Source organism: Oligella ureolytica DSM 18253 (genome assembly GCF_000373745.1).
Lineage (GTDB): Bacteria > Pseudomonadota > Gammaproteobacteria > Burkholderiales > Burkholderiaceae_B > Oligella > Oligella ureolytica.
On record NZ_KB892279.1, the window covers coordinates 148,084 to 158,824 of the forward strand.

Here is a 10,741-nt window from a genome sequence, read left to right on the forward strand (position 1 = left end):
CCTAAAAACTCATCTTAGGGACCAAGCGCTTTTATGCTTTACCCCAAGAACCTCATAATAGATAAATTTTTGTCACCTAAGAAGCGACAATCTCAAACACATGAAAGCACCTGAATTATTATTACCCGCCGGCGGTTTAGAGCGCATGCGTGCAGCTTACGACTATGGCGCTGATGCCGTTTATGCCGGTAGCCCACGTTATTCCTTGCGTGTGCGCAACAACGAATTCGCTAAACTAAGCGTGTTAGAGCAAGCGATTACAGAAGCGCACCAGCGTGGTAAAAAGTTTTACCTAACGGTCAATACGCTTCCGCACAACAACAAATTAAAAACCTTCATCAGCGATATGGAACCCCTTATTGCAATGAAGCCTGATGCCCTAATTATGGCTGACCCCGGCCTCATCATGACCGTGCGCGAGCGTTGGCCCGAGGTGCCCGTTCACCTATCAGTACAAGCCAACACCACCAACCATTGGGGTGTACGCTTCTGGCAAAATGTAGGTATTGAGCGCATTATTCTATCGCGTGAGTTATCGATCAAAGAAATTGCTGAAATTCGTCAGGAAGTGCCTGATATGGAGTTGGAAGTGTTTGTGCACGGTGCTCTCTGTATCGCCTACTCCGGTCGCTGTTTATTATCCGGTTATTTCAATCACCGCGATCCTAACCAAGGTACCTGCACCAATGCCTGTCGTTGGAATTACACCATGTATGACTCTGAAAATGATCATACGGGTACACCGGCACCAGCCGCCCTTGAAGGCTTTGACTTTGAAAAAGCCAAAGAAGAAGCAGATAGCCAGTTTGAAGGAATTAATGGCCAAAAGCGTCACCCGCTTGCCGACAATGTCTACTTTATCGAAGAGACAAACCGTCCCGGTTCCTACATGCCCATCATGGAAGATGAGCATGGCACCTACATCATGAACTCAAAAGATCTGCGCGCTATCGAAACCGTCGCTAAGCTAGCGGAAATTGGTGTAGATTCTCTAAAAATTGAGGGGCGCACAAAATCAGTGTATTACGTCGCTCGAACAGCCCAAGCATATCGCCGCGCAATTGATGACGCGATCGCCGGCAAACCATTTGATTACAGCTTATTAGCTGATCTCGAGGGTTTAGCCAACCGTGGTTATACCAGCGGCTTCTTAGAGCGTCACCAAACGCAAGATTATCAAAACTACTTAGACGGTCACTCGCGCTCCAAGCGTAGTCAATTCGTTGGTCAAGTCACTGAGATCAATGATGAGGGTTGGGCGCTGGTTGATGTCAAAAACCACTTCCGCGTGGGCGATGAAATCGAGATCATCCACCCTAGCGGTAATCAAACCGTCCGCCTAGAGCAAATGCTACGTAATGGTGAGCCTACCGATGTTGCTGCAGGTAGCGGTATCTTCGTACAAATTCCGGGTATGATGGGCAAAGAAAAAGCCCTTATTGCTCGCATCCTTCCGGATGAGCCTAAGCGCGAAGCACAGGTTGAAGTGATTGGCTAATAATCAATAAAGCATTGATATAGTGACATAAAGTGATATAAGAAAAACAGCTGCTAAGTATTTTTAGCAGCTGTTTTATTTGGCCCGCAATCTAAAACATATGGCGACGCAATGGACGGCGGTCCCTTCTTGGTGGCGATTTTTTTGGGGATTCCCTTCTTATCATCGTAGGACTAGGGCCATCAACAATAAACTTTACCGGCCTCGATTGTGCTCTAACTCGTGTGCGTTTCATTGCTTGAGGATTAGCCGTGGATTGGGCTGGAGCCCTAGCTTGAAGCGGAGACTTGCTTCGATACCTGTGTTCAGGCTGAGATCTAGGTTTAGGTCGAGCACTCGCTTGGTGATACGACGACCATTTTTGCTTTCGACGATTCGTAACAAACCAAGTTGCAGCTCCGATAACCAAAGGTGCCCACCAAGGTGAAGAACGCGAATACTTTGACTTTTTAACCCCACGCATTAAGAACTGAGCCACTAATAAACTCACTTTAGGGTGGCGCTCTATATATGAAAATAAACCATGCGAAATACTCGTTCCCTGTACCTTGGCCACTACCGCATCAATGACATTCTGTTTGATTGTGGATGGCTTCACATCGTTGACAATTCTTCGCGCCTGCAAGCTGATCAATTCACGCTCTGCGTAAATTTTTGCTACCAACAAAGCCTTGTGCTTGGCTCTCTGCTCTTGGGGACTAAGGGTAGAATTATTAGACATAACTAAAACTCCTTAGAACGATTGTCATTGCTTGATGACGCTGAAGTTGATCTAGCAGCTGGAGAGTCTTCTGTAAATGGAGGTGCTGTCAACAACTCACCTTTAATTTTTGCGGCATCGTCTTTAAACACTTGGATGCTACTGGCAAATGGGATTGCTTCAGCAAACAAACTCTTCACCCTTGCCACGCAAAACATGGCGACAATAGCATAAAACACTGTCATTCCGCCAATTACAGCAAAACGATAAGGACTATCCCAGACCAACATCAAGATTAAAAAGGATAAGCCTAAGAGAAAAAAAGCCGCTAAGATTGCTGTCGCAATCGCATACATAACAACCGATACTAATCGCTCACGCTCCTCAGCAAGCTCTAGGCTAATCAACTCCACCCGATTACTAAGCATGGCTGCCACGGTACCTAACAATTCTTTTGAATTCTGACCTAGAGACATAATCACTAACTCTTTCTAAAGTACTAAAAAAGCGCCAAGTCTATCTAGAGAAACCTAGACCTACTAAGGCGCTTTTTTAGCTATCTACGGAAATCTAATTATTTTGTTTCAGTATAGCTACCTGAATCTAGTAAAAAAGATTAGCGACGACCGATAATCACGCCCAATAACAAAGCGGCAACACTGGCAATACCAATAGTTGACCACGGGTTACGGTGTACGTATTCATCAGCCTCTTGGGCTAAATACTGACCGCGCTCAACCATATCATCTTTGAACTCCAGTGCATGCTCATAAACCTCATCGGCATAGTCATGACCCTGTTCGTAAAGTCGTTGAGCCGCCTGACGACCGCGCTGATAACGCCCTTCGGCCCACTCTTTTCCTTCGCCTACCAATTCCTTACCTTGGTCCAAGAGGTTCTCCTTGGCTCCATCAAAACTCTGATAAGCAGCCTCTAAGGTTTGACGTGCCTGTTGACGTAACTCTCTCGCTGTTTCTTCATTAGACTTTTTAGCTTGGACAAGAATTTTTTCAGCGTCTTTAATCGCATTTTGTAAGTTTGCCAAGAGCTCTTCTTCTGTTTGCTTAACAGTGTCTTTCATATCTTCTACAGTTGCTCGTACATCTTGTTTGGTCATTTTTACTCTCCTTAGAAGTTTAATGTAAATGACTACAGTTATAGTTGTAACGCAGAATCGTTTAACTTATCAAGTAATTAATGATTTTATTACCCTTGGCAATATTTACTGACATGCTAATAAGGCAACGAATTAATCCTTTTGGCGGGTACCGAAAATACGATCACCAGCATCACCCAGACCCGGCAAAATATAGTTATTTTCATCTAAGGCATCATCGATAGCAGCGGTATAAATCTGTACATCCGGATGCTTAGAGAGCACGGCATCAACACCAGCCGGAGCCGCTGTCAATACTAGGGCACGGATATCTTTACAGCCGGCTTGCTTAAGCATATCAATCGTCGCCACCATTGAGCTGCCTGTCGCCAGCATCGGATCAATAATAATAGCCAAACGCTGATCTAAGTCTTCTACTAGCTTTTTTAAATACGTGGCAGCTTCAAATGTTGTCTCATCACGGGCAATACCAACCGCACTCACCTTAGCACTCGGAATCAAGGTTAAAACACCATCTAACATACCGATACCTGCACGTAAAATCGGGACCACAGTCACTTTTTTACCACTAAGCTTTTGTACTTTAACCGGGCCATTCCAACCCTGGGTTTCGGTTTCTTCTAAAAGGAAATCCTTAGTCGCTTCATAAGTCAGTAACGTACTTACTTCACCTGCTAATTCACGAAAACTCTTTGTACTTAAATTAATATCTCGCATCAAACCAAGTTTATGCTGAACTAGAGGATGCTTTACTTCGTAAATAGCCATAAATACTCCGAAAAATGAAGAGGTGGACAAAAGGATCTTTAATCAACAGTAGTCTATCAAAATTAGAGGAGATTGGTGGATTATAGAGAAGCTCTTTGCTGAGAATCGACGTTTTTATCATTTAGTCTTTAGTGCCTTAAATCTCTTCAAGCATGTTAAATCTGAACCTTGATTTATTAAAAAACACTTAATGTATTGATATAACGATTTGTCGTTTGTAAAAACTTCTTTAGATGGCAGTGATCTATTATGAGTTTATTGGACACAAAACCCTCAGGGGGTGTACTACTCCAACGCCTGATCCACCTCATTACGCCAGTTCGTATCACCCACAAGATACAATGACTTATACGTCGGTGCTTCAAACACTACGCCCATGGCCTCAACTAAGAATCCGGCTAGTTCAGGAATAGCGAACATCAGTAAAGCCCTGACTACAAATCAGGTCGGCATCCGCCTGGCGTTGTGCAAATAGTGGAATATCTTTAGGCAAGGCTTCTTATGCTGCATCACCCCAGTGGTCAAGATGCGTATACGTAACCACCACAGCATCCACACCATCTATTACCTCGTCAACAGACATGGGCAGCTCCACGAGCGGATTCCGCAACTCACTGCGGTAGGTATCATCAAAGCCAGGATAGGCACCCTTGACTGATAGCAACGGGACAATCAAAAAAGTTGTATCACCGAAGGTAATTTTTACGGTCGCATTGCGAATCTGTTGCAACTGCACTTCCTCAGTTGCTGCCGGTGCGGCGTCTGTCTGACGCATAAGAAGACACCCCGGTAAAGATCAAGCTCATACCTAAGGCTAGCAGACCCATTAGTTTTTTAATTTTCATTTCATCACTCCTATCGTTCTTTAAAAAGTTGCTTAACACAAAATCATAAGCATAGAGGTATTTTAAGCACGGCAGAGAAGTATAAAAAGTGGCCTATAAGCCATTAATAAATCATTTTGCGCCATTATCGATGGTGAGAGCATGACACTGACTACCCTCCTCCGGTACCTTTAACTAACTATCGACTATGTTTAATTGACACAAAACCATCACTACGATAAATTTAGGTCAATCACGGATTAGAGGTAGTAGCAGATGCGGATATCGTCATTATCCCTGCATGGAGCGATCCAGAACAGGCCACAACCCATTGGGCTGCACGAGAGGCCTTTGCCCGACGCTTTCCAAACGCCTTATTTCTTTCTCATGCTCTTTATATAGACGACGGCAATATCGTGACCTCTGCCGGCACTGTCGCTGCCATTGATTGTTGCCTGCATTTGGTGCGACAACGACATGGCCCTGAGGTGGCAAATCACATGGCACGCTTACTCGGCACTTCCCCTTCTGCCTATCGTCGTACTTTTTTCAATCACTGAGCGCAGTAAAAACAAGCCATCACCGGTTCTTTTGATAAATTTGGTGCAATGCAGTACAGACAAATACTAATTGGCTTAGCCGATGTGATCTACTATGATGACTTACATTAAATACCTATGATTAAAAACCAGCTTTTCTTATTAGTGGTTATATGCCTATCAAAACATTACCCGAACACTGCACCGCTGATCCTGAGTTTGTAAACACGACGCATGAGATTGCCGAAACAATGATGCGTGGCTTTAATAAGCACTATCGTATCTTTCGATCGTTTTCGGCGCGCGCTAAGGAGGCTTTTGAAGCACAAGACTGGCAGTATATCCAACGCTTGGTCGCCGACCGGATCCAAATCTACGATCAGCGCGTTGCCGAGACGATTATTGAATTACGGGAAAATTTTGCGGAGGTTATTCTAAACGAAGAGACTTGGCGTTTTGCGAAGACCGCTTATATCGCTTTGTTAGTTGATCACCACCAACCGGAACTTGCTGAAACCTTTTTTAATTCAGTATCTACCAAGCTCCTAGACAAAGCCTACTACCGCAATCAGTTTATTTTTGTAAAACCTGCAGCAGCCACAGAATACATTGACTCTGATCGCGGTACGTTTAAATCCTTTTATCCGCAAAGCAGTCAATTACATTGCTGCTTTAGCCAAGCGATAGATTTCTTTGATTGGCAGGTGCCCTTTGCACACAAGGAAAGTGATGTTAATAAAATTAACGACGCACTTTTAAATCATTTAGGCAATAACTACCTCCTAAATGAGCTCAATCTGCATGTACAGGTTTTACAGTCACCCTTTTTCCGTAATAAATGCGCCTACATCATGGGGCAAATCATTAATGGTCATGCTCGACATCCTTTTGCTATTGCGATTATGCACAACGCTGAGGGTCAATTAATTGTCGATGCGGTACTCTTTGACCCCCAACACATTTCTGTGCTTTTCTCCTTTGCTAGGGCTTATTTTCTAGTGTCTATGGATGTGCCTTCAGGTTATGTGAATTTTTTACTGCAATTGATGCCAATGCGTAACAAAGCAGATATGTACGCCATGCTGGGTTTACATAAGCAGAGTAAAAACATCTTCTGGCGCGATTTTTTACAGCATCTACATTATTCTGAAGATCAATTTATATTAGCTCCCGGAATTAAGGGTCTAGTCATGACGGTCTTTACTTTGCCATCATTTCCGTTTGTATTTAAAGTGATCAAAGATAAGTTTGGACCAAATAAAAATTTTGACCAAGCTTATGTACGTGACAAATACCTCTTAGTCAAAAAACACGACCGTGTCGGTCGTATGGCTGACACTCTGGAGTACTCTAATGTCGCTATTCCCCGCCATCGCTGCAGCGAAGAAATGATTGAGGAGCTGCGCCAATTGGCCCCCTCACAATTAGAGGAGACAGACGAGTTTATTATTGTTAAGCATTGCTACGTTGAGCGACGCCTCAAGCCACTTAATCTCTACTTACTGGACGCTACGGATACTGAAAAAGAACGAGTCATTATCGATTACGGTAATGCGTTAAAAGAGCTTGCCTCAGCCAATATTTTCCCCGGTGATATGCTCTTTAAAAACTTCGGTCTCACTCGTTTTGGTCGAGTGATTTTCTATGACTATGACGAAATTGAATACATGACGGACTGTCAGTTTAGAGAAATTCCTCCTGCCCCCTATCCTGAATTAGAAATGTCCGGCGAGGTGTGGTATCCGGTCAATAAAAATGATGTTTTTCCGGAAGAGTTTGGCACCTTTTTATTAGGGGATCCGGTTGTTCGCAAGACATTTATGCAGCATCATCGTGACCTCCTCACTGCTGAGTTTTGGCAAAGCAAAAAAGAGCGTATCATGCTCGGCCAAATGGATGACTTCTATCCATACCCTGAAGAAGTGCGATTTACCAACAATGACGATGGAAAAACCAAATACCACGGACAGTTAGAAGATTAGTTGTTTTGCCGGGCTCACTTTATTACAATTTATAGATGTCATGAAGTTGTCATTACATAATGCTATTATCTTCTCTATTAATGGGCATTAGTCAACATGACAGGAGTCTTTAATGAAGCTGAGCAAACTGGAGTTACTGGGTGACACAGACACGAGGTTGTTTTTTTGGCTATCGGCACATAACCAAAAAAGAGCCATCGCTGTCTTAAGCCAGATCCTCTCTACCATGGGTAATGGTCCGCTCTACGCACTCATCGGTATGAGCTTGTGGATGTGGGGTGGCGATAGTGGCAAAACTTTATTTTACGCCGGTGTTATCGCTTATTGTTTTGAACTGCCGATTTACTACATACTCAAAAACAGCATCAAACGTGATCGCCCTTGTTATAAGATTGTCGATGTTGTCAGTCTAATCACCCCTTCCGACAAGTTTAGTTTTCCTTCGGGTCATACAGCCGCAGCCTTTGTATTTGCCAATATTGTCGTGGCATTTTTCCCCTCATTGTCCATACCGCTCTATCTTTTTGCAACCTTAGTCGGCCTCTCCCGAGTCATGCTGGGCGTACATTATCCCGGTGATATTTTAGCCGGTATGGTGTTGGGCTTAGCCTGTTCATGGGCCGCATTAGCCTTGGTGATTGGATAATAATTTTTATTCTGGGTTGTTCAAGTGAAGATTCTTTATGGTGTACAGGGTACGGGCAACGGTCATATTACACGTGCACGCGTGATGCTACCCGCACTACAAGCAGCCGGTTGCGAGGTTGATTTTATATTTAGTGGTCGCGATCAAGACGCTTACTTCGATATGGACATGTTCGGTGATTATCAAGCTTATAAGGGCTTTTCATTTTATAGTCACCAAGGCTCAGTGGATTGGTTCAAAACAGTCACAGAAGCCTCTCCGGTTCGCTACTTGACCGACCTGAAAGATCTCAATGTCAAAAGCTATGACTTAGTGCTCACCGATTTTGAACCGCTAAGCGCATGGGCTGCCAGACTGCAAGGAGTTCCGTCCATCGGTTTAGCACATCAATATGCCTTGTGCTACCCTATCCCCGGTACGGAGAAATCACCACTCTTAGCGCCGGCCATCAAAAGCTTCGCGCCGGCCAAATACTATTTAGGCGTACACTGGGCCGCTTATAATGCCCCGATCATTCCTCCGCTCATCTCTATGAATCATGAGCAGGCAACGAGCGAAGAAGACTTTATCATGGTGTATTTGCCGTTTGAAGACATCACAACCGTCGTCAATTGGCTACAAAAAATCCCACAACAGCAGTTTATATATTATTGCCAGACAGACGAAGCCGTACAGGACAAAAACGTTTTATTAAAACCTCTGAGCCGTACAAATTTCCCTAACGATCTACGCGCCTGTTCCGGCGTCATCTGTAACACCGGCTTTGGTTTATGTAGTGAAGCCATGGTGTTGGGCAAAAAAATATACACTAAAGCACTGGCTAAGCAAGTTGAGCAGTACTCAAACGGCAGGATCCTGGAAGACTTAAACCGCGCCGTTGTGTTTACTGAATTTGAGACGGCACCACTCGAGGAATGGCTAGCACGCCCTAATCACCCGCGTGCGATTTTTCCATCGGTAGCCGAAGAGGTGGCTGCTTGGATAGCTAAACAAAACTACCATAACACCCAGTCATTGGTCGATAGTTTGTGGGCCAAATCACAGCATATTCAAGTTTAAAAAAACTCCACTCTAAACCGTCGGTATAATCGATTTAAAGTGGAGCGTTGAGATATTAACTAATAAAAAGGCCAAATCATAGGTACAACAAATACGCAAAGTATGAGTTGAATGATTAAAATTGGCACACCATTTTTGATATAGTCAGTAAATTTATAATTACCCGGGCCATAGATCATGGTGTTAGGCGGTGATCCTACAGGCGATGCATAGGCTGCATTGGCGGCAATACACACAGTCATCAAGATAGCTTTTGGATCAGCTCCCAGACTAACTGACAACACCAAACCGATCGGTGCCATTAATGCGGCTGCGGCAGTATTAGACATAATGGAGGTCAATAGCGCAGTGACTACAAAGATAACCGCAGTAATCACATAAGGCCCGCCCGTTTCACCGATTAAACCCAGGACAAAGTCAGCAATCATCACTGCCGCGCCCGTTTGATCCAAAGCGGTTGCCAATGGCATCATGGCAGCGACCAGAATGATGGTCGATAAATCCAATGACTGAAAGGCCTGTTTTTCTGTCATCGTACCGGTGATCACAATAATTAGCGCTCCGATCACAGAAACAATATGCAGTGGGATACCGATCTGCTTTTCAAAAACCATGAAAAACACGGCTAATGCAAGCACGGAAACGGAAATAATTTGCTTTACTGGCGTGTGGTTAGGATTGTTTTCACCCTCTTCACTACTTGCCTTGAACATCTCAACATCCAGCTCGCCCTTGCGATCAGGAATCAATTTACGACCGATGGTCATCATATAAATAGTAGCAATTAGGGTTAATGGTATCCCTACATAGGCAAACTCAAAGAATCCAAATCCTTCGACCCCTTGATTTTCCATCACTCCTTGTACTGCGAGGTTACCGTTGGTACCTACTAAGGTAATCATTCCACCAAATGCCGATGCATAGGCTAAAGGCATTAAAAATTGGGAATTAGAATAGCCTGCACTTGCTGCAATGACCATCACGATGGGCATCATCACTGCAGTCGTACTGGTATTTGATAAAAACGCAGATAACAACGCTGTAATCAGCATAATCGCAAACAGCAGCTGCTTCTCAGTTTTAGCAAACCGGATGATTAAACCACCAATCTTTTTGGCAACCCCCGTTTCAAATAAGGAAGCACCAATAACAAACATACCGGTAATTAAAATCACCACATTATTGGTAAATCCTGAAAACGCAACTTTCGCATCAATCACCCCGGTCACATACAAAAGAACCGTTGTAAGCATTGCAGTAACCGCCACTGGGAGCTTTTCTGTTAGAAACAGAATCGCTGCAAGCAGAAGTATGAGTATCGTAATTAAAGCCGGTGACATAATATATTAACCGCCCCGAGTATATCGGAGAGTGGATTGCTTGAGTCAGGCAACTTTGTCTGACTCAGTAAGACTATCATAGTATCGTCTCTCAAACTCAAAAGGCGACACATAACCAATCGTACTATGAATGCGAGTTTTGTTAAACCAATCGACCCATTCAAGGGTTGCTAATTCAACATCACACGCATCCCGCCACTGCTGTTTTAAATATTCAATCACCTCTGTTTTATAAAGCCCGTTAACCGTTTCAGCCAATGCATTATCG

At 44.0% G+C, this 10,741-nt stretch carries 13 protein-coding genes; 5 read left to right on the forward strand and 8 right to left on the reverse strand.

What is annotated here, in order from left to right; genetic code table 11:
- Positions 1–100: 100 nt before the first annotated feature.
- Complete coding sequence (gene trhP / locus B092_RS13405) at positions 101–1,498, forward strand: prephenate-dependent tRNA uridine(34) hydroxylase TrhP (RefSeq protein ID WP_018573312.1); 1,398 nt, start codon at positions 101–103, stop codon at positions 1,496–1,498.
- Positions 1,499–1,589: 91 nt separating this feature from the next.
- Here trhP and B092_RS0100640 read toward each other — a convergent pair whose 3' ends face one another.
- The 6 genes from B092_RS0100640 to B092_RS15680 form a co-directional block, all read right to left on the reverse strand.
- Entirely contained in the window at positions 1,590–2,219 is a 630-nt protein-coding gene (locus B092_RS0100640) for a hypothetical protein (protein WP_018573313.1), read from the reverse strand.
- Positions 2,220–2,221: 2 nt separating this feature from the next.
- Positions 2,222–2,674, reverse strand: coding sequence for a phage holin family protein (locus tag B092_RS0100645; protein WP_018573314.1), 453 nt, complete (start codon positions 2,672–2,674; stop codon positions 2,222–2,224).
- Between the two features lie 140 nt (positions 2,675–2,814).
- Positions 2,815–3,315, reverse strand: a complete 501-nt coding sequence (locus B092_RS0100650) for an ElaB/YgaM/YqjD family protein (protein WP_018573315.1) — start codon at positions 3,313–3,315, stop codon at positions 2,815–2,817.
- Positions 3,316–3,447: 132 nt separating this feature from the next.
- Positions 3,448–4,083 (reverse strand): uracil phosphoribosyltransferase, encoded by a 636-nt coding sequence (gene upp / locus B092_RS0100655; protein WP_018573316.1) that lies wholly within the window; start codon positions 4,081–4,083, stop codon positions 3,448–3,450.
- 285 nt (positions 4,084–4,368) lie between these two features.
- Complete coding sequence (locus B092_RS15970) at positions 4,369–4,503, reverse strand: hypothetical protein (protein ID WP_255313347.1); 135 nt, start codon at positions 4,501–4,503, stop codon at positions 4,369–4,371.
- Between the two features lie 79 nt (positions 4,504–4,582).
- Positions 4,583–4,858, reverse strand: a complete 276-nt coding sequence (locus tag B092_RS15680; protein WP_026253499.1) for an MBL fold metallo-hydrolase — start codon at positions 4,856–4,858, stop codon at positions 4,583–4,585.
- 465 nt (positions 4,859–5,323) lie between these two features.
- Between B092_RS15680 and B092_RS15800 the strand changes: the two genes are divergently transcribed.
- From B092_RS15800 to B092_RS0100680, 4 genes are all read left to right on the forward strand, one after another.
- Positions 5,324–5,467 carry a hypothetical protein gene (locus B092_RS15800; RefSeq protein ID WP_232244249.1) on the forward strand — a complete coding sequence of 48 codons (144 nt, stop codon included), beginning with the start codon at positions 5,324–5,326 and terminating at the stop codon, positions 5,465–5,467.
- A gap of 152 nt (positions 5,468–5,619) precedes the next feature.
- The gene (gene aceK, locus B092_RS0100670) at positions 5,620–7,428 is read left to right on the forward strand and encodes a bifunctional isocitrate dehydrogenase kinase/phosphatase (RefSeq protein ID WP_018573317.1); all 1,809 of its coding nucleotides are present in this window, start codon (positions 5,620–5,622) and stop codon (positions 7,426–7,428) included.
- A 112-nt stretch (positions 7,429–7,540) separates the two neighbouring features.
- Positions 7,541–8,074 (forward strand): phosphatase PAP2 family protein, encoded by a 534-nt coding sequence (locus B092_RS0100675; RefSeq protein ID WP_018573318.1) that lies wholly within the window; start codon positions 7,541–7,543, stop codon positions 8,072–8,074.
- Between the two features lie 24 nt (positions 8,075–8,098).
- On the forward strand, positions 8,099–9,133 hold the full coding sequence (locus tag B092_RS0100680) for an MJ1255/VC2487 family glycosyltransferase (RefSeq protein ID WP_018573319.1): 1,035 nt from the start codon (positions 8,099–8,101) through the stop codon (positions 9,131–9,133).
- A gap of 59 nt (positions 9,134–9,192) precedes the next feature.
- Here the strand turns inward: B092_RS0100680 and B092_RS0100685 are convergent, their stop codons facing one another.
- Together B092_RS0100685 and B092_RS0100690 are read right to left on the reverse strand one after the other, a co-directional pair.
- A complete protein-coding gene (locus tag B092_RS0100685; protein WP_026253501.1) occupies positions 9,193–10,473 on the reverse strand; it encodes an SLC13 family permease in 1,281 nt (426 codons plus the stop codon).
- A gap of 45 nt (positions 10,474–10,518) precedes the next feature.
- On the reverse strand, positions 10,519–10,741 hold a 223-nt coding region (locus B092_RS0100690; protein ID WP_018573321.1), incomplete at its 5' end, for an integrase core domain-containing protein.

What these genes read in the sequence shown, in the direction of transcription:
- trhP (WP_018573312.1), top strand. Translation starts at nt 101, where the DNA reads ATGAAAGCACCTGAATTATTATTACCCGCCGGCGGTTTAGAGCGCATG.
- B092_RS0100640 (WP_018573313.1), bottom strand. Translation starts at nt 2,219, where the DNA reads ATGTCTAATAATTCTACCCTTAGTCCCCAAGAGCAGAGAGCCAAGCAC.
- B092_RS0100645 (WP_018573314.1), bottom strand. Translation starts at nt 2,674, where the DNA reads ATGTCTCTAGGTCAGAATTCAAAAGAATTGTTAGGTACCGTGGCAGCC.
- B092_RS0100650 (WP_018573315.1), bottom strand. Translation starts at nt 3,315, where the DNA reads ATGACCAAACAAGATGTACGAGCAACTGTAGAAGATATGAAAGACACT.
- upp (WP_018573316.1), bottom strand. Translation starts at nt 4,083, where the DNA reads ATGGCTATTTACGAAGTAAAGCATCCTCTAGTTCAGCATAAACTTGGT.
- B092_RS15970 (WP_255313347.1), bottom strand. Translation starts at nt 4,503, where the DNA reads ATGTTCGCTATTCCTGAACTAGCCGGATTCTTAGTTGAGGCCATGGGC.
- B092_RS15680 (WP_026253499.1), bottom strand. Translation starts at nt 4,858, where the DNA reads ATGCGTCAGACAGACGCCGCACCGGCAGCAACTGAGGAAGTGCAGTTG.
- aceK (WP_018573317.1), top strand. Translation starts at nt 5,620, where the DNA reads ATGCCTATCAAAACATTACCCGAACACTGCACCGCTGATCCTGAGTTT.
- B092_RS0100675 (WP_018573318.1), top strand. Translation starts at nt 7,541, where the DNA reads ATGAAGCTGAGCAAACTGGAGTTACTGGGTGACACAGACACGAGGTTG.
- B092_RS0100685 (WP_026253501.1), bottom strand. Translation starts at nt 10,473, where the DNA reads ATGTCACCGGCTTTAATTACGATACTCATACTTCTGCTTGCAGCGATT.